Here is an 18987-nt window from a genome sequence, read left to right on the forward strand (position 1 = left end):
GCTAGGTGCTTCGAACTGCTAGGTGCTTCGAACTGCTAACTGCTTCGAACTGCCAGGTACTGCTGACTACTCGGTCCTGCCAACTGCTACAACGCACTGCCCGAACCCCGGTTTCGAGACCTTTCAGCGATTACCCTGGGTGCTGAGAGGAATTCCTGCAACTTCGATCCAGCTACTGCATCAACTTTTACAGACCACGTCGCTTCGCGAGGGCTCCGTGGATGGAGCTGATGTCTTGCTCCATGGAAAGCAGTGTAGACCCGCCCACCACGAACCAATTGGAGGAAAGGAGTGCGTTTTTGCACTCAATTCGTCCGATAGGGCAGCGCCAAAGCGGTTGCGGGTATTCGGAGGGCGGAGAGATCGACAGCGATGAGCCGAGGCTCATCGCCGATGAAATGAAAATGAAAGATTGAGGGGCGTGCGTTCATGCCGGCGCGCGGACGGAGCGGGCAGCGCGCCTCATCGGCATCAAAGATCTTCGCCGCGGTCGCTTTCGGGAAAAACCGCGCGGCCCTGTGTCAGATCGCGCAGGGCGTCGCGCCCGGCGTCCCGCTTTGTCGCGGGCATACGCAATACAAGGCGTACCGACATCTCATAGGCGCTGCCGACGAGTTCGGCCCCTTCCTGCTCGATCCATCGCCGGACCCGCGCCTCGTCCGCATAGTCGATTTCGATCGTGAGCGCCGCCAGAGCGATTCGCTCGATGCGCCGCGCCTCCTGAAGGGCGCTCGCGATCGCATCGGTATAGGCGCGCACAAGCCCGCCCGCGCCGAGTTTCACGCCGCCGTAGTACCGCACGACGGCTGCCAGCACGCCGTCCAGATCGTGATGGCGCAACACCTCGAGAATCGGCCGGCCGGCCGTGCCCGAGGGTTCGCCGTCGTCGGACATGCCCGATTGCCCGCCCGCGAGCAACGCCCAGCAGACGTGCGTGGCGCTCGGGTGCGCTTCGCGCAGAATGCGCAACGCCTGCATTGCGGCGTCGCGGTCCGCGACAGGGATCGCATGTCCGATGAAGCGGCTCTTGCGGATTTCAAGTTCGGCGGTAACAGGGCCGGCAAGCGTGAAGGTGGGCAAAACGAACTTATCCCCAGTTTATGTTGGCAAAGCTGTGAATAACTTGCTCGTAGGCTATGTAAGTGCTTGATACAAAAGCACCCGGCACTCAAGTTCGCATTTGCGGCACGCTCGTCGACGCGAGATAGCTCGGATCGCGCCGCCATGCGGTTGCCTGCTCGAACGCATAGCCGAGCGCAAGCAGCCGAGCTTCGCTCCAAGGCGCCCCCACGAACGACAGACCGATCGGCAGTCCGCGCACGAATCCGGAAGGCACGGTCAGATGCGGGTAGCCGGCCACGGCCGCGGGCGTCGAAAAGCCGTCGCCGGCGCTGTCGCCGTTGATGAAATCGGTGAGCCAAGCCGTGCCGCCGGTCGGAGCGACGATCGCGTCGAGCCGATGCTCGCGCATCACGCGATCGAGGCCATTGTCTCGCGATCCCTTGCGGCACGCATCGAGCGCGCGCAGATAAGCGTCGCTCGTCAAGCCGCCGAGCGCCTGCGCTTGCGTGAACAACTCCTGCCCGAAGTAGGGCATTTCTTTGTCGCGATGCGCTTCGTTGAAGGCAATCAGATCCGCCAGGTCGCGCACGGGAGCATGAGGGGCGAACGTGGCCAGCCACAGCGGCAAATCATGTTTGAACTCATGCAGCAACACGGCTTGTTCGGCATCGCCGTAATCGACCTTCGGCAAATCGATCGGATCGACCAGTTCGGCGCCGAGCACGATGAGCTGCGCGAGCGCGCGCTCGGTCTCCTGATCGATTTCGTCGTGGCCGGTGAAGAACGCGCGCGCGATCCCAATGCGGGCACCGCGCAACGCGTCTTTGTTCAAGGCGGCGACATAGTCTTCGGGCGGCGGCGCGCCGAGCGTGGCCGGATCGCGCGGGTCGGGGCCGGCCATCGCCGCCAGCAAACGCGCGGCGTCGAGCACGGTGCGGGCGATCGGCCCCGCCGTATCTTGTGTATGGGAAATCGGGACGATCCCGTCGCGGCTCACGCGGCCGACCGTCGGCTTGAGCCCGACCACGCCGTTGATCGACGAGGGCGAGACGATCGACCCGTCGGTTTCGGTCCCCACGGCCATCGGCACGAGTCCGGCCGCAACGGCGGCGGCCGAGCCCGAACTCGATCCGCTCGTATTGCGGTCGAGCGCATGAGGGTTGCGCGTGAGGCCGCCGCGTCCACTCCATCCGCTCGTTGCGCGGGTCGAGCGGATGTTGGCCCATTCGCTCAAGTTCGTTTTGCCGACGATGACGGCACCCGCTTCGCGCAGACGCCCGATCAGATGCGCATCGCGGGTCGCGTGCACGCTGTCGAGCGCCAGCGACCCGGCACTCGTCGACATCGCATCGCCCGTCGCGACATTGTCTTTGACGGCAACCAGCACGCCATGCAAGGGCCCGCGTGTTTTGCCCGCGCGGCGCTCCTCGTCGAGGCCGCGTGCGATCGCCGATGCATCGGGGTTCAATTCGATGATGCTGTTCAAGCGCGGACCCTTGCGATCGATCGCCTCGATGCGGGCGTGCGCGGCGCGTAGCGCATCGCTGGACGAATCGGCCGCGGCGGGTTCCGTGGGCATGAAAGGTTCGGGCTTGGATCTCCGGCTCGGCTTTCCGGGAGTGGTGGCGGAGATTGCCATCGCCCGCTGCGCGGAGGCAGCGGTGGCGAGCAAGCCAATCGAGGCAAAAAAGCGGCGACGTTGCATGGAACGGCCTTTTTAGTTGTGGTTTAGTTATCGTTGTGCGGCAGCCGTGCCGGGGATTCACCGGGCGATGCGGACATTCTCGATGGATGGCGATGCAGGGTGGCTGCGCGGGCCGAGCCCGCTCCGTATGAGGAAAGCGGCGCAAGGTGTGAGATTATCGGGCGCCAAAAGCGAAATTGGCAATTGCGGATTTCTTCAGCAAGATTCCCGTCCATCGTCGGCCGGACGATGGCATGATATGCGCCTGCGTTTCTCAGCCACGCCCCATTCATCTGTTTTGCCCTGAATATGTCCGATCTGATCGTCCATGGCGGCCTCCCGCTTCGCGGAGAGATCACGCCGTCCGCCAACAAGAACGCCGTTCTGCCGATTCTCTGCGCGACCCTGCTGACCGACCAGCCGCTGCGCCTAGTCGGCGTGCCCGAAATCACCGACGTCAAGAAAATTCTCGATATCTTTCGCGCGCTCGGCAGCGAGGTGTCGATGGATTTCTCGACAGGAATCCTCGATCTGCATCATCACGCCACCACGTTCGATCCGGTCAAGCATCATTTGCCCGAGGAGATGCGCTCGTCGATCATGCTCGTTCCGCCGCTGCTCGCCCGTTTCGGCGTGGCGAGGCTTGAAAACGACGTGAAAGGCTGCACACTCGGCGTGCGCGAGATCGATCCGCACGTCGAGGTATTCGAGCGTTTCGGCGCGCACGTCGAGCGCACGCCCGATTCCCTGATCGTGCGCGCGCGCAAGAGCATGGCGGCGAACGATCATTGGCTCGACTACGCGTCGGTCACCACCACCGAGAACTTCGTTTTGTGCGCGGCGAGCGCATCAGGCACCTCGACGCTCGTCAACGCCGCCTCGGAGCCGCACGTGCAGGAGTTTTGCCGCTTCATCGCGATGCTCGGCGTACCGGTGGAAGGCATTGGTACCTCGCGGCTCGTCGTCGAAGGGGGCCACCGGCTCGGCGGCGGCGAGTTCCGCTTCAGCGAAGACTTCCACGAGATCGCGACGTTCTTGGCATTGGGCGCGATCACGGGCGGCGACATCGCCGTCAAGAACAGCGCGCCGGAGCAGTTTCCGCTGATCGACCGCACGTTCGCGAAGTTCGGCGTCGACTTGGTCCATCGCGACGGCTGGTCGCGCGCGCATCGCGAAGGCCCGCTGCGTGTGCGCCGTCCGTTTACGCCGAACATCCTCACGAAGGTCGAGGCAGCGCCTTGGCCTTATCTGCCGGTCGATCTGCTGCCGATCTTCATCGCGCTCGGCGTGCGTGCCGAAGGCAGTGCGATGTTTTGGAACAAGGTGTACGACGGCGCGATGGGGTGGTCGGTCGAATTGTCGAAGTTCGGTGCGCACGTGTTCCTGTCGGATCCGCACCGGCTCATCACGTTCGGCGGCATTCCCTTGACTCCGGCCAAGGTCGAGAGCCCCTATATCATTCGCGTCGCCATCGCGCTGCTCATGGTGGCCTCGAGCATCGAAGGGCGTTCGGTCATCATGAACGCATTGCCGATCCGGCGAGCCCATCCGCGGTTCGTCGAGAACCTGCGCTCGGTCGGCGCGAACGTGGAGTGGACCAAGAGCGATTGACCGGCCACTAGCCGCCTATAGCACCGCACGTGCAGTGCGGTGCAGGCGCGCGAGCGGAGCGCAATCCACGCAGTGGGCGATAGCGGATTGATCGGCTCGGTCGCCCCAAACAAACGATCACTCGCGCGCGCCGAATCATTGCCTATAGCGGTCGAGTCTTTGTCGCCGATCATGAGCAGGGTCGGGGGGGCGATTCGGTCGAACTCGTTAGGGGTAGTCGAACCCTTCGAGCATCGGGCCCTAGCTCGGCGTTGGGTGTTCGATTCGACCGGCGGTTCGCCGGCATGGGCCATCGTGACCGTCGCTGGTGCGAGCGATAGCAGTATGAATGCTTGGGCGGCAGCCAAGTACCGCATCTTCAGCGGGCGCGATCGGGCGATCATCGCGCGTCCTAGTGGTGAGGTCCCGCGATTCTCGCCGATTCTCGCATTCGCCGCACGGCGCTTGCTGCAGCTGGCCGCAAGCGCCGCGATCACCCGCCTCTATATTCGGCCCAATACCACCAGAATGACCACGATGATGACGATGAGCCCGAGACCGCCGCTCGGCCCGTAACCCCAGCCGCGACTGTGCGGCCAAGCCGGGACTGCGCCGATCAGAAGCAGGATGAGGATGATGAGCAAGATGGTGCCTAACATGCCGCCCTCCCTGGGTATGTTTGAATATTCGCGGTTCGAGCCGCTTCCGGTTCGATTCGCAACTTGTATGCCTCGCGGGTTGGTGGCCGTCAGGTGCCCGAGCGGGCGAGGGTTTGGACCTTCGGGCAACGCGCCGCTATAGTCGCAGCTTCGTCGACATTACAAACGGAATACGTTGTGACGGTATATCGCAACATGTGGGATCTTCATTACGCTGCTTGGGCGGGGGACATGCCGTGAATGCGAGCAGTGCGCTTGTTTGGTTTCGCCGCGACTTGCGCTGCGACGATCATGCGGCCTTGAGCCGCGCCCTTGCGTCGGCCGACCGAGTCTGGTGCGCGTTCGTGTTCGATACGACGATCCTCGCCCCTCTGTTGCGGTGCAAACGCGCGGGGCGGCATAGCGGGACGCCCGCCGATCGCCGCATCGATTTCATTCTTGCTGCGCTCGTCGAACTCGATCGTGCGCTGCAAAAGCAGGGCGGTGGGCTGATCGTCATGCATGGCGATCCGACCGATTGCATTCCGCGATTGGCGGAACAGCTTGGTGTCGATACGGTGTTTGCCAATCGCGACTACGAGCCTGCGGCGATCGCGCGTGACGAGGCTGTCGGTCGAAAGCTGAAAGCGGCCGGGCGAGAGTTCGTCACGTTCAAAGATCAGGTGATATTCGAGCGTGACGAGATTCTTAATAAGCAGGGTGGCCCCTATACGGTCTTTACGCCTTATAAGCGCGCATGGTTGCTGCGCCTTGCGCCGGCCGACGTCGCGCCTTACGAGGTCGGCGCCCGGCGCGGCCAGCTTGGCGCGCCGCCGGATTCGATGCGGGCGCAACGGCCTAGCTTGAAGGATCTCGGCTTTGCGCCGAGCGATTTGCCGGCGCTGAAGTTGCCGACCGGCATGAGCGGTGCCGCGCGATTGCTCGACGATTTCATCGAGCGCATCGATCGCTATGACGAGCAGCGTAATTTCCCGTCCGTGAAGGGCCCCAGCTATCTATCGACGCACCTGCGCTTCGGGACGATCTCCATCCGCAGTCTCGTGCGGACGGCGCACGACTTGACGCTCCGGCCGCGCGGCGGCGGAGCAAGTACTTGGTTGTCCGAACTCATTTGGCGGGAATTCTTCTTCATGGTGCTCGCGATGAACCCGCAACTCGCGAGCGGGGCATCGTTCAAGCCCGAGTACGATGCGTTGCGATGGGAGACGGGGCCGCAAGCCGATGCGGATTTCGATGCGTGGCGTGAAGGAAGGACAGGGTATCCGCTTGTCGATGCGGGCATGCGCCAGCTCGTGCAGACCGGCTACATGCATAACCGCTTGCGGATGGTGACGGCCAGCTTCCTTGCAAAGGATCTCGGGATCGATTGGCGGCGCGGCGAAGCACACTTCGAGCAGTGGCTCAACGACTTCGACTTCGCCGCGAACAACGGCGGGTGGCAGTGGGCGGCCTCCACGGGATGCGATGCACAGCCGTGGTTTCGTATCTTCAACCCGGTGACGCAATCGAAGGAGTACGACCCGGAGGGGCGATTCATCAAGCGATATGTGCCTGAACTCGAGGCGGTGCCGGCGAAGTTCGTTCATGCGCCGTGGCTTGCCGCGCCCGAGCAATTGGCCGAGGTCGGCTTCGTGCTGGGGCGCGACTATCCGCCGCCGATCGTCGATCATGCGAAGGCTAGGGAGGTGACGCTCGCTCGGTACCGCGCTACGGGAGCGAGGGGGAAGTCCTAGGGGTGGTCGAGCGATCGGCGAAGAACTTTAAGTTTTAGATTCCAAATCCCCGATCACTGCCGCTAAAAACCTCGCGGCCTCGCCGCCTGTCACCACACGATGATCGAACGTCAAACTTAGCGGCAATATCGCGTGCACGGCCGGCTTTCCATCGCATGCGACAACGGCATCATGCACACGCCCGGCCCCTAAGATGGCCACCGTCGGCGGCACGACAATCGGCGCCGCATATTTACCGGCAATCATCCCAAAGTTTGAGAGCGTGATCGTATTGCCGCGCATTTCCTCGGGCGGAATCTTGCGCGCTTTCACGTCCGCACGCATCCGATCGAGTCCCGCACGTAAGTCGGCCGCGTCTCGATGAGCAACGTCGCGCAATACCGGCACGAACAACCCATCCGGCAAATCGACGGCAATGCCCACGTCGATCTTCATCAAAATGCGCCGTCTCGCGGTGCGCCCGTCGAACCACGAATTGAGCCCCGGCTGCGCGCGACAGCCCGCCACGAGTGCACGAATCAAGCGAACTGTCACGTCCCCGCCAGGCCCCCACGCATCGATGTCGGCGTCGTCGATGACCGTGGCCGCGGCCACTTCGCTTTGCGCTTGCGCCATGTTCTGTGCCATCGCGCGCCGCACGCCGCGCAGCGCCTCGGGCGGCCCAAGCTCCGCCAGCAGCTTTGCGGTGCGTTCGACGTCGCTGGACGTCACGATCCCATCGGGCCCCGTCGGCATCACCATCGTCACGTCGATGTCCAGCTTGCGGGCCAGCGCGCGCACGGCAGGTGTCGCCTTCACGGCCGTCGTGCCGACGCGGGACCCCGTGGGTGCGGCGAAGCTGGCCGCATCTTCACGCACGACATGCTCGCTCGTTTCCATGCGCCCAACCACCGTGCCCGTATCGGCCGCGCCGCCTTCGCCTTCGAAGCCGACCAGCGCCGCGCCCAAATGGACGATATCGCCTTTATTGCCGTAAAGCTTCGCGATGCGCCCCGTCTGCGGCGACGGAATATCGACGATCGCCTTCGCCGTTTCGACCGACACCAACGGTTGATCGGCGCCCACTTGATCGCCGGTCTTCACATGCCATTCGACGATCTCCGCCTCTTGCAGGCCTTCTCCGAGATCGGGCAGCTTGAAAATGTTCATGTTGACGCCTCAAGCGTTTTTCTAACGGCGCTCAAGATCCGCGCGACGCTCGGGATGTACTGTGCCTCGAGCCTAAATAGCGGGACGACCACGTCGTACCCGGTCACGCGCTCGATCGGCGCGAGTAGCGAATAGAGTCCGCGTTCGGCAATCGCGGCCGCGATCTCCGCGCCGAGGCCGCAAGTACGCGGCGCCTCGTGCACGATGACGCAACGGCCCGTCTTGGCGACGGACGCCAAGATCGTGTCGATGTCGAGCGGTTTGAGGGTGGCGACATCGATGACTTCGGCGGCGATGCCGTCCGCGGCCAATTGATCCGCGGCCCTCAGTACTTCCTGAATCATGGCGCCCCACGCAACGAGCGTGACGTCGGTGCCTTCGCGCAGCGTGAAGCACGTGTCGAGCGGCAGTGCTTCGCCGTTGTCTTCGACACTTTGTTTGAACAAACGGTAGAGCCGCGTCGGTTCGAGAAAGATCACCGGGTCGGGGTCGCGGATCGCTGCCAGCAACAACCCATAGGCTCGCGCGGGCGATGAAGGCATGACGACGCGCAGCCCCGGCATATGGGCGAACAGCGCCTCGGGGCTTTCCGAATGGTGTTCGGGCGCATGGATGCCCGCGCCGCAGGGCGAGCGAATCACGAGCGGGCACGTGAGCCGGCCGCGCGTGCGATGGCGCAAGCGCGCCGCGTGATTGAGCACCTGATCGACGATCGGATAGATGAAACCCGTAAATTGAATCTCGGCAACGGGATGCAGGCCCATTGCGGCCATGCCGATCGCCGTACCCGCGATGCCGGTTTCGGCAAGCGGCGTGTCGAGCACGCGCTGTGCACCGAAGCGCGCCTGTAGACCGAGCGTCGCGCGAAACACGCCGCCGTTCGCGCCGATGTCTTCGCCCAGCAGCACCACGGACGGATCGTGCTCGAGCGAATGGGCCAGCGCCAGATTGACGGCTTCGACCAGCGCGAGGTCAGCCATGCCCGTGCTCCTTATCGTTTCCGTGGTTCGCATGGTTTGCATGGTTCGCGAAATGCCGCGCCGTCTCCAACTGCTCGTTCATGGCATGCGGCAGGGACGCATAGAGATGGTCGAACATGGCCGACACATCGGGCGGGGCAACGGCCAGATAAGTTTGCACGGCCGCGTCGACTTTTCGTTGGCACTCCTGATTGAGCGCATCTTCACGCGCTTTGTCCCACGCGCCGAGCGACGCCAGATATTTGCGCAGACGCACGATCGGTTCCGCCAGCCACGCTTGGGCCACGAGTTCGGGATCGCGATAACGCGTCGCATCGTCGGCCGTCGTGTGGTCGCCGAGGCGGTAGCTCAACGCTTCGATCACGGTGGGGCCCTCGCCGCGGCGCGCTTTGTCGAGCGCCTCGCGCGCGGCTTCATGGACGGCGATCACGTCGTTGCCGTCGACTTGACGCCCTTCGATACCGGCCGCGATCGCCTTTTGCGCCAGGGTTTGCGCAGCCGTTTGCTTAGCGCGCGGCACCGAAATGGCCCACTGATTGTTGTTGACGAGGATGACCAGCGGCGCTTGCCAGCCGCCGGCCATGTTCATTGCTTCGTAGACGTCGCCCTTCGACGTACCGCCGTCGCCGACGATCGCGACCGCCGCGCGGGCTTCGCCGCGAAGCCGGAACGCAAAGGCGGCCCCGGCCGCATGGCAGAGCTGCGTGCCGATCGGAACGCAATTCGGAAAATCGTGCGGCGCCGCGGCGAAGCAGCTGCCTCGCTCGTCGCCGCCCCAATAGAGCAGGCTTTCCGCCATGGTGACGCCGCGCAGCAATTGCGCCGCATGATCGCGATAGGAGGGAAACAAAGCGTCCTCGGCCCGCATGGCCGACGCGAGCCCCACGCCGATCGCCTCTTGCCCCACGGAAGACGCAAACGTGCCGAGCTTGCCCGTGCGCTGTAGTGCAACGGCTTTCGCGTCGAACGCGCGCGTCAGCACCATCGCGCGATAGAACCCCGACAACAGGTTGGGGTCCTTGGCGAATTCCGGCAGGGGCTGCGTCGGTACGCCGTCAGCATCGAGAAATTGGGTGTACTCGATTTGAAAGCGGGCGACCGTCGTCATGATCGATATCCTCGATGAGCGTCTCGCATTCGGGCGCTACCTTTGTTCTCCCTCAAACGTTAGTACGTTTGCGATTGAAAACAAGTTGGGGTCATCGCCATGCGCGTGCATGCAGACGGATGCGGCCTCATGCATTGCCACGGGCACATCGGTGCAAGCGCCGGTCAAGCGTCCGCGGCCATGCCCTGCAAGCGCGCGTTGCCGGCATCGCGCGCGGCGGCGCTCGTGGAGTAGGTGTCGTCGGATACGAGCGAGCGTTTGACTTCGCGGGCGGCAAAATCGACGAGCGTGAGCACCCACACGTAGCCGCCCTGATGCTCGGCGGTTTGAACGAATGCGGTGACATCGCCGTTGGCTGTTTCTTTCATCGTTTTCTCCCGACAAGGCCCGCGCGAGCGCGAACGACATCCGATGCGACCAGGCGCGGCGCCCCAAGAATTAGGTAGGCAGCGGACATTCCGCCGAGGATTGCGTGCCGGCGCACGACTAGGATGCGGGACGCTCAATCGATTGTAGGCATCCGAGAGCAAAGCGCGAGACGATCTTTAAGGACCCGATCCGCGGTGCGGCTCAGGCGTCGGGCGCCGGTGCGCTTGGCGGCACACCGAGCAATTGCAATGCCCCCCCGGCCACCGCGGAAAACACCGGGCCTGCAACGGCGCCGCCGTAATACGATCGACTCGTCGGATCGTCGATCATCACGGCGACGATGAGGCGAGGCGCGTCGATCGGCGCGATGCCGACGAACAGCGAACGGTATCGGTTCTTGGCGTAGCCGGTTCCGGCATGCTTCCAAGCCGTGCCCGTCTTGCCGCCCACTCGATAGCCTTCGACGTGGGCGGCGCGTCCGGTGCCGCCCGCGAGGGTCGCGGCTTCCAGCATCGTGCGTAGCGCCGCGGCGCTGGATTCGGTCGTCGCGCGCGCGGCGCCGGTTGCCGATGTCGATGCCGGCGCAGCGTTCTCTTCTTGCGCGATCAGGGCGACGGGCCTCAGCGTGCCGTCGCCGGCCAACGCCGTATAGGCTTGTGCCATTTGCAGCAGCGACGTCGAAAGGCCGTAGCCATAGCCCATCGTCGCCTGCTCGACTGGCCGCCAGCGTTCCCACGGCCTCAGCTTTCCCGCGGCGGCGCCCGGAAACGGCAACGGCGGGGCGAGCCCGATGCCGTACTGGCGATAGGCACGCCAAAGTGTTTCGGCCGGCAGCGTCAAAGCAATCTTGGCTAGCGCGATGTTGCTCGATGTCGCGAGCGCCTGCGCCACGCTGACGGTGCCGTGGTTGGACGTGTCGTGTATCGTATTCGGCCCGATCCGGTAGCGGCCGGGGGCCGTGTCGACGAGCGTGCCGGGATGAACCTTTCCGGCATCGAGCGCAGTCGCGATAGCGAGCGGTTTGATCGTCGAACCGGGTTCGAATGTATCGACGACCGCGCGATTGCGCATCGTGTTTGGGGTGAGTCCCGCGCGGGCGTTCGGGTCGAACGACGGCGCATTGGCCAGCGCGAGTATCTCCCCCGTCCTAGCGTCGAGCACGACGACGCTGCCCGCCTGCGCGCGATGGCGTTCGAGCGCGGCTTTGAGCTGGGCGAACGCGAGTTGCTGGATGCGCCGATCGATCGTGAGCCGGACGGTTTGCCCGGGGTGCGCGGGCACGAGCGGACGCAGATCCGACACGACGCGCCCGAGCCGGTCGCGGATGACTTCCCGTTCGCCCGGTTCTCCGGTCAGCAGTTCGTTCGCGGCCAATTCGACGCCTTCTTGCCCGACGTCGTCGACATCGGTCAGCCCCACGACGTGCGCCGCCGATTCGCCCTCAGGGTAGAAGCGCTCCGACGATGCGACCTGCGTGATGCCCGCTACGCCGAGATCGGCAATCCGGGTCGCCGTTTGCGAATCGACGTGACGCTTCAGTAGAGCGTGGGTGCGTGCCGAATCGAGCCGCTCACGCAGTTGCGTGGGAGAAAGGGCAAGCGCTTTCGCCAGCGGCTCGACGGCTGCGGGATCGATCCGCTTGGGCTCGGCCCAAATTTCATACGTGGTCAGGCTGACGGCGAGCAGGGCGCCGTGACGGTCGACGATGGGCCCGCGTTTCGCTTCGAGTGCGAGCATTTGCCGATGCCGTTTTTCGCCCTGCGCGACGTGAAACTCGTGCTCGACGATTTGTACCCAACCGGCGCGCGCGATGAGACCGACGAAAGCGAGTGTCACCACCGCCATGACGCAGGCCGAACGCTTCGGATGCCAACGGGGGGCAATCAAGTCGTCGTCGGCAAGGGAGCGGGACGAATACGGAGTGGGGTGTCTCCGGTTCGATTCGGTCATTGAGCGGGCGTCGGTGAAGTAAAGCGCCTAACGGCGCGACGCCCGCATTGTAATCAATTGGTAAGAATCATTCCTTACGCCGGCAGCGAGAACCCCGAAATCGCCTCGCGCAGCACGCCCGCCTGATCCTTCAGCGATTGCGCGGCGGCCGCCGCTTCCTCGACGAGTGCCGCGTTCTGCTGCGTCACTTTATCCATCTCGCCCACGGCACGGTTCACCTGCTCGATGCCCGCGCTCTGCTCGCGCGACGCATGGCTGATTTCTTCGAGGATCTCGTTGACACGGCGCACCGATTGCACGATTTCACCCATCGTCGAGCCCGCGTTCGCCACGAGCGCGGCGCCTTGGTCGACCGTGTTCGTCGACGTTTCGATCAACGCCTTGATTTCCTTCGCGGCCGTGGCTGAACGCTGCGCCAGGCTGCGCACTTCCGATGCGACGACGGCGAAGCCGCGGCCCTGTTCGCCGGCTCGAGCGGCTTCCACGGCGGCATTGAGCGCGAGAATATTGGTTTGGAACGCGATGCCGTCGATCACGCCGATGATGTCGCCGATCTTTTGCGAACTCGACGTGATCTCGTGCATCGTGCGCACGACATCGTCGACGACGCTGCTCCCGCGCGTGGCGACGCCCGCGGCCTGTTCGGCGAGCTTCGCGGCCTGCGAAGCGCTGTCGGCGTTCATCTTCACGTTCGTCGTCATTTCATCCATGCTCGACGCCGTTTGGACGAGGGCAGCCGCTTGCTGTTCGGTGCGCTGCGACAAATCGGTATTGCCGGCGGCGATTTCGCTCGCGCCGACGTTGATGTTTTCCGTGCCTGTGCGTACACGCTGGACCGCATGCGCGAGGCCCGATTGCATGTGCGCGAGCATGGCCATCAGGCTCGTATCGTCATTATTCGTGACCGGGATGCGCGCGGTGAGGTCGCCTTCGGCGATGCGCCGAGCCGTGTCGACAGCCACCTCCAGATCGCCGCCGAGCCCGCGGCGCACGCTGCGCAGCACGAGCACCATCGCGGCGGTGGCAATCAGGCCGAGCACGCCGATGATGGCCACCCAACGTATCGTGTTCGAAATGAACGCGGCGTTGAGGTCGTCCATGTACATGCCGGTGAGAATGTCCCAATCCCACGGCGCGAACCGCAGCGTGTACGACAGCTTTGCCACCGGGACCTCGCTGCCTGGTTTGGACCACAGATAATGGACGAAGCCGCCGTTATCCTGCTCGGCCGCTTTGACGATGTCGAGGAACAGATGGTCGCCGGTTGGATCCGTGAAACCGGACAAGTCCTTGCCGATCAATTCGGGCTTGATCGGGTGCATGAGCATGACCGCCTGCGAATTGTTGACGGTGAAGTAGCCGTCCGTGCCGTAGCGCAGCATCGCGATCGCGGCGAGCGCTTGTTTTTTGGCGTCGTCTTCGCTCATCGCGTGCTGTTGAGCCGCATCGTAGTAGTGCTTCGCGACGCTGTCCGCTTGCTGCACGAGCGCGACGAGCTGACCCTTACGATCGTCCATCATCGACGTGCGGTTTTGCCAAACGCCGGCTATGCCGATGAGGATGAGCCCGGCCCATAGCACCGCGATCATCGATCCAAGCCGTTGATTCAGGGTCATTTTCTGCATTAAGTCGCTCTCGATAGGTCGGTCAGTGAGCGGCTTCGTATGACGATTTCTCAATTTCGCATTTTATCGAGGCGAAGCCGCGCGTTGCCGGTCTATCGACTGATGCGGTCAAGCGGCGCAGAGGGAGAAACCCTGATTACGGGCATTTCGTTGGCGTTATGGCAGCGCCATGCCCCGGACATCGGCAGTTTTCCAGCTGTTTTTCAGATGGCTTACCGTTATCGTTGCGACGGGTTCTTGTCCGGCGGGCCCTCCGGGCGTTGCGGCTCGTCGTTGTGGTGGCCGGGCGTGGGGGGAATCACCGGTTCGCCTTCGGGATCGCGCGTCGGGTCGGCGAGGGGATCGGGAATCGGCGCGGTATGCATGCGGTAGTCCATGGCGTATGCGTATCCGTAACAGGGGTGGGCACATCCGAGACGGCGTCGAGGCTTATTTCTTTTATACGCTATCCATCGGTGCCGCGTGCGCCATTTCGGTCCGCCCGCATTGAGATCAAAGGGTGGAGCCGTCTGCCGCACGGGCAGCCGCGGTAAGCATGCAGCGTGCCCGCACAGGCCGCCAAACGCGCGTGGTCTTTCCGCACGATCGCACTTTGCCCTTTGTCCGTTATCAGAGTTGCGCGCCCCTAGATCCCTTCGCCAATATGGGCGGCAGGCGTTCCGCGAGCATGTCGATGGCGACGCGCACGCGCGTAGGCAAATGCCGCGTGCGGCGCCAGGCAAGATGAATGTCGATGCGCGGCCCCGGCGTGTCCGCCAGCACGCGCACGAGCGATCCGCCGCGCACATCGTCCGCGACGAGCCAGCACGGGAGTCGTGCCAGGCCCGCGCCGGCTTTGACGGCAGCGACGATCGTTTCCAAATCGTCGAAGCGAAGCCTCGGTTTTATCGCGATCGTACGCATCGAAGCCGTGTGGTCGGTGAGCGGCCACACGGCTTCGCGCCTGCCCGCGGCATAAAGCACACCATGGTGCCCCGCAAGTTCGGCAACCGTTTGCGGCGTGCCGTGGCGCGCGAGATAGGCAGGACTGGCGCATAGCGTCATGGTCTGCTCGCCCAGCTTGCGGGCGACGAGGTCTGCCGGGGCCTGACGCAACGATCCGCTGCGTAGGACGAGATCGATGTTTTCGTTGACGAGATCGACCACCCGGTCCGTGAAGCTCATCTGCAATTCGAGCTTCGGATAGCGCGAGGCCAATTCGAGCAGGACCGGCGCGACGCAGCGGCGGCCGAACAGCACGGGGGCACTGACATGGAGACGACCCTGCGGCGAAACGCGCGCGGCACTCAGCGCTGCTTCGCCGGCGTCGAGTTCGGCCAGCGCGCGAACGCAGTGGTCGTAAAGCGCTTGCCCGTCGGCCGTCAAGGTTTGACGGCGCGTGGTGCGCAAGAAGAGCCGCGTGCCCATGCGTTCTTCGAGTCGCGCGATGCTCTTGCCGACGGCCGAGCGAGTCAGATGCAGCCGCTCGGCAGCCAGTGCGAAGCTGCCCGCTTCGGCAGCTTGGACAAAGGCGGAGATGCCGGCCAGTCGATCGGTCATGATCGTCCTTCTGCGTGATGAAAGGATATTGGATGTTGAATTGGTTCCTGAATATCTACAATCTAACGAAATTTTGCCGTCACTGAAGAAGTTTCGTCTCCTCTAAGCTTTTCCTCATCGAACCTTGAATGAGGAAGACGAACATGAATCGATCGGCGAATACCAATGAGAATGCGGCCACGGTCCCGGCCCCGACCCCGGCTTCAGCTTCAGCCATGAAGCAATGGACCGTGACCAGCCCCGGGATGCGGAACTTGATGCTGACGACCGCACCGATTCCGGCGCCTGGAGAACACGAGGTACTCGTGCGCGTCGAGGCCGTGTCGCTCAATTTCCGCGACATCGGCGTAATCGAGGGTGAAGAGGGCGCGGCGATGCCGTTCCCCTTGACGCCGGGCTCGGATCTCGCGGGCCGTGTCGTTGCGACAGGATCGCGCGTGACGCGTTTCCAAAAGTCGGATGTCGTGCTGGGCACGTTTTGGGCGGGGTGGCTCGACGGCGATTGGCCGGCCGAGGCGCGCGTGCTCGGCGGCTCGTTGCCCGGTGTGCTGGCGCAATATGTCGTGCTGCATGAGGATTGGCTCGTTCATGCGCCGCGCACGCTCGATGCCGTGCGGGCCAGCACGCTGCCATGCGCGGGGTTGACGGCCTGGTTCGCGCTGATCGAGAAGGGTGGTTTGCGGGCGGGGCAAACCGTACTGGTGCAAGGCACGGGCGGCGTCGCGCTGTTCGGGCTGCAGTTGGCACGCGCCCATGGCGCGCAAGTTATCGTGACGACCGGGAGCGACGAAAAGCGGCGTCGTGCGCTGGCACTCGGCGCATCCTGCGCGATCGATCGGACGGCTCATCCGAGGTGGGACATCCCAGCGCGCGAATATACGGGCGCCCGCGGCGTCGACCACATCCTCGAACTCGCCGGCGGCGACAATCTAGGCCGCTCGCTCGCGGCGCTGCGGCAGGGCGGTCGCATTTCGCTGATCGGCGTGCTGGGCGAGTATGCAATGACGTTTCCGAGCGTCCCGTCGTTTTTGACGAGACCGGTGATACAAGGCGTCGGCGTGGGACATCGGCGCGCGCTCGAAGAACTCGTGAGGGCGGTCGATTCCATCGAACTCGAGCCCGTCGTCGACGAGTGCTACGGCTTCGACCGGTTGCCCGAGGCGCTGGCGCACCTCAAGCGCGGCGCGTTCGGCAAGATCGTCGTCAAGGTGAGCTAGGCATTGCTGAACGCAAAGGCGCGATGCGCCGCGTGCATCGAAGGCGGGGCGCAGTTGAGGCCGAAGTCGAAGCGGAAGCTGAAACTGCGAGCTCGCTATCGTTGGCGGAGCAAGTCGGCATAGGTATCGATGTCGGCCAGCACGCCCGCGTCGTCGACGTCGATCAACGTGACATCCGCGGTTTCAAGGATGCGTCGCGCGCCGACGTCGCCGTCGAGCGACGACAGCGCCTCGCGATGCATGGCGCCGAAGCCGACCGGGTGTCCGCGCCGTCCGCGGTAGAGCGGTGCAACGACCGACGCGCCCGAATCGACGCGCCGTGCGATCTCCTCTATCGTGGCGGGCGCAATCCACGGCATGTCGGCCAGCGCGACGATCCATCCTTCCGCCTCTTCCGTGGCGCGCACGCCGGCGGCCAGGCTCGCACCCATCCCGCGTTCGGCGTCGGCCGAAAATACGACGTCGCATCCCGCGTCGTTGAGTGCGTGCGCGAGCGCCTCGGCACCGGGGCGCACCACGGCGGTGACGTGCGGCAGGATCGTCAGCAACGCGCGGGCGGAGGCGCACGCGACGGGCGTGCCGTCGGCGAGCGGCGCCAGCAGCTTGCTTTGAATGCCCGAGGGATCGAAGCGCGTACCGAGACCCGCGGCGAGCAGCAGTGCCGTGGTGGATGAGGCATAGGTCATAGTGGCGGCCCGTGCTGAGCGGAAACGAAAACGAAAGCGTGGTCGGATTGTGCAGTGCGTCTTCTCGGCGTTGCAAGCGGCATCCGCACATGCGCGTGGGCTGCGCCGCACTAGGCCCGCTCGTGCAACGCGCTCGAGCCGGACTAGGCTCGAGCGTTTGCGAACGATGTGTCGATTGCGAGTCAATCGACGCCGTGAAACACCGCGTCGTCCGGCCCGAGGTAGGCGGGCGGGCGCCAGGCCGCATCGCGCATCGAATGTTGCACGAGGTGATCGACGCCGAGCAGCACCGCGAAAATCGCCATCCGGACCGGAATCCCGTTGTCGGTTTGGCGGAAGATTGCCAGCCGCGGATCGTGATTGAGATCGGTGCTCAGATCGTTCGCGCCGGGACGGCTGTCGCGCGGCAGCGGGTGCATGATCAGCGTGTCGCGTCCGCACGTTGCATCGACGAGCGCCTCATTGATTTGAAAATCGGGCGTGTAGCCTTCGAACGATTCGTCGGTGAAGCGTTCTTTTTGAATGCGCGTGGCGTAGACGACGTCGGCGCCGCGCAGGCCTTTGTCCAGATCGCTCGACTGTTCCACGACGTGGCCGTTGCGGGAGATCTGATCGACGATGTAGGCGGGCATCTCGAGCGTGGGCGGCGAGATCAGCGTGAACTTGATGCCGCGATAGAGCGCGAGCAGTTTCACGAGCGAGTGCACCGTGCGGCCGTACTTGAGATCGCCGACGAGCGCGATATGCGCGCCGTCGACGATCTTGCCGAGCCGCGAAAACTCGCGCTGGATCGTATAGAGATCGAGCAGGGCCTGGCTCGGGTGCTCGCCGGGCCCGTCGCCCCCGTTGATTACGGGCAGATTGGTCGCGCGGGCGAATTCGGCCACCGATCCTTGCTCGGGATGCCGAACGACGAGCGCGTCGACATAGCCGCTCATGACACGGCTCGTGTCGTAGATCGATTCGCCTTTCGCCATCGACGAGAACGTGAAACCCGTCGTGTCGCACACCGATCCGCCGAGCCGGCAGAACGCCGCGCCGAACGAGACGCGCGTGCGCGTGCTCGCTTCGAAGAACAGATTGCCGAGCACCGCGCCTTCGAGCACGCGCGAAATCTTTTGCCGCCGCGCGATCGGCTGCATGACGTCGGCCACGCGAAAGAGCGCTTCTACCGATTCGCGCGAGAACTGATCGACCGACAGCAGCTGCGCCTTGCCTTCGAACAGGATCCGGCTTGCCAGCGGCGCGGAATCTACGCTTTGCGTATATCCTTCGTCGCGCGCGCTGTTGACGACGATCTCGGAGACGAAGCGTCCGACGATCTCGGGCATCGAGCGCGATTCTTGCGAATCTTCGGGCAGAAGCCATGTATCTAAAGCCCGGCGGCTCACGCCGATACGGTTGGCGAATGCTTCGCGCGTCATGTTCATGCGGCGCATCGCGTCGCGGAGGAAGGCTTGCTGGGGGACGGTCATGGGCGGGCCTCGGTCGGGTGGTATATGCGCGCTGCGTATAGTACTTCGCCCGAAGCAGAAGTCAAGAAATACCTGGAGAAACTGTTGGCGGCACGCGCATCGGCCCTGTACACTGCACCGAATGGAAACGAGCCCCGTTTATTTCGCGTTGGTTGCCGCAC

Annotated in this window: 16 protein-coding genes; 3 read left to right on the top strand and 13 right to left on the bottom strand. The window is 64.1% G+C overall.

Annotated features, from left to right (window positions below; all coding sequences use genetic code 11):
- Positions 1 to 471: 471 nt before the first annotated feature.
- Positions 472 to 1080 (bottom strand): IMPACT family protein, encoded by a 609-nt coding sequence (locus tag DWV00_RS21190; RefSeq protein WP_115535584.1) that lies wholly within the window; start codon positions 1078 to 1080, stop codon positions 472 to 474.
- 88 nt (positions 1081 to 1168) lie between these two features.
- The gene (locus tag DWV00_RS21195) at positions 1169 to 2767 is read right to left on the bottom strand and encodes an amidase (protein ID WP_115535585.1); all 1599 of its coding nucleotides are present in this window, start codon (positions 2765 to 2767) and stop codon (positions 1169 to 1171) included.
- Positions 2768 to 3055: 288 nt separating this feature from the next.
- Here DWV00_RS21195 and DWV00_RS21200 point away from each other — a divergent pair, with 288 nt between their 5' ends.
- Complete coding sequence (locus DWV00_RS21200; protein ID WP_115535586.1) at positions 3056 to 4357, top strand: UDP-N-acetylglucosamine 1-carboxyvinyltransferase; 1302 nt, start codon at positions 3056 to 3058, stop codon at positions 4355 to 4357.
- Positions 4358 to 4839: 482 nt separating this feature from the next.
- On the opposite strand, the gene DWV00_RS21205 is transcribed toward DWV00_RS21200, so the two are convergent.
- Complete coding sequence (locus DWV00_RS21205; protein ID WP_115535587.1) at positions 4840 to 4995, bottom strand: DUF3309 family protein; 156 nt, start codon at positions 4993 to 4995, stop codon at positions 4840 to 4842.
- Between the two features lie 218 nt (positions 4996 to 5213).
- Between DWV00_RS21205 and DWV00_RS21210 the strand changes: the two genes are divergently transcribed.
- On the top strand, positions 5214 to 6728 hold the full coding sequence (locus DWV00_RS21210; protein WP_115535588.1) for a cryptochrome/photolyase family protein: 1515 nt from the start codon (positions 5214 to 5216) through the stop codon (positions 6726 to 6728).
- Between the two features lie 27 nt (positions 6729 to 6755).
- Here DWV00_RS21210 and DWV00_RS21215 read toward each other — a convergent pair whose 3' ends face one another.
- The 8 genes from DWV00_RS21215 to DWV00_RS21245 all read right to left on the bottom strand — a co-directional run bounded on the left by DWV00_RS21215 (position 6756) and on the right by DWV00_RS21245 (position 15448).
- Positions 6756 to 7877: a dihydrolipoamide acetyltransferase family protein gene (locus tag DWV00_RS21215; protein WP_115535589.1), complete on the bottom strand. Its 1122-nt coding sequence runs from the start codon at positions 7875 to 7877 to the stop codon at positions 6756 to 6758.
- Positions 7874 to 8857, bottom strand: a complete 984-nt coding sequence (locus DWV00_RS21220) for an alpha-ketoacid dehydrogenase subunit beta (RefSeq protein ID WP_115535590.1) — start codon at positions 8855 to 8857, stop codon at positions 7874 to 7876. The genes DWV00_RS21215 and DWV00_RS21220 overlap by 4 nt, the downstream gene beginning before the upstream one ends.
- On the bottom strand, positions 8850 to 9965 hold the full coding sequence (gene pdhA / locus DWV00_RS21225; RefSeq protein ID WP_115535591.1) for a pyruvate dehydrogenase (acetyl-transferring) E1 component subunit alpha: 1116 nt from the start codon (positions 9963 to 9965) through the stop codon (positions 8850 to 8852). The genes DWV00_RS21220 and pdhA overlap by 8 nt, the downstream gene beginning before the upstream one ends.
- 164 nt (positions 9966 to 10129) lie before the next feature.
- Positions 10130 to 10333 carry a hypothetical protein gene (locus DWV00_RS21230; RefSeq protein ID WP_115535592.1) on the bottom strand — a complete coding sequence of 68 codons (204 nt, stop codon included), beginning with the start codon at positions 10331 to 10333 and terminating at the stop codon, positions 10130 to 10132.
- 202 nt (positions 10334 to 10535) lie between these two features.
- Complete coding sequence (locus tag DWV00_RS21235) at positions 10536 to 12284, bottom strand: peptidoglycan D,D-transpeptidase FtsI family protein (protein WP_115535593.1); 1749 nt, start codon at positions 12282 to 12284, stop codon at positions 10536 to 10538.
- A 74-nt stretch (positions 12285 to 12358) separates the two neighbouring features.
- Entirely contained in the window at positions 12359 to 13900 is a 1542-nt protein-coding gene (locus DWV00_RS21240) for a methyl-accepting chemotaxis protein (protein WP_115535681.1), read from the bottom strand.
- 227 nt (positions 13901 to 14127) lie between these two features.
- Positions 14128 to 14286 carry a hypothetical protein gene (locus DWV00_RS34150; protein ID WP_181885548.1) on the bottom strand — a complete coding sequence of 53 codons (159 nt, stop codon included), beginning with the start codon at positions 14284 to 14286 and terminating at the stop codon, positions 14128 to 14130.
- Positions 14287 to 14518: 232 nt separating this feature from the next.
- The gene (locus DWV00_RS21245) at positions 14519 to 15448 is read right to left on the bottom strand and encodes a LysR family transcriptional regulator (protein ID WP_115535594.1); all 930 of its coding nucleotides are present in this window, start codon (positions 15446 to 15448) and stop codon (positions 14519 to 14521) included.
- Positions 15449 to 15705: 257 nt separating this feature from the next.
- On the opposite strand from DWV00_RS21245, the gene DWV00_RS21250 reads away from it, so the two are divergent.
- Complete coding sequence (locus tag DWV00_RS21250; protein ID WP_245964971.1) at positions 15706 to 16665, top strand: zinc-dependent alcohol dehydrogenase family protein; 960 nt, start codon at positions 15706 to 15708, stop codon at positions 16663 to 16665.
- A gap of 95 nt (positions 16666 to 16760) precedes the next feature.
- Here the strand turns inward: DWV00_RS21250 and DWV00_RS21255 are convergent, their stop codons facing one another.
- Both DWV00_RS21255 and DWV00_RS21260 read right to left on the bottom strand, forming a co-directional pair.
- Positions 16761 to 17351: a nucleotidyltransferase family protein gene (locus DWV00_RS21255; protein WP_115535596.1), complete on the bottom strand. Its 591-nt coding sequence runs from the start codon at positions 17349 to 17351 to the stop codon at positions 16761 to 16763.
- Between the two features lie 182 nt (positions 17352 to 17533).
- Complete coding sequence (locus tag DWV00_RS21260; protein WP_115535597.1) at positions 17534 to 18826, bottom strand: aspartate carbamoyltransferase; 1293 nt, start codon at positions 18824 to 18826, stop codon at positions 17534 to 17536.
- Positions 18827 to 18987: the final 161 nt, after the last annotated feature.

This window comes from Trinickia dinghuensis, assembly GCF_003367175.1.
GTDB classification, from domain to species: domain Bacteria; phylum Pseudomonadota; class Gammaproteobacteria; order Burkholderiales; family Burkholderiaceae; genus Trinickia; species Trinickia dinghuensis.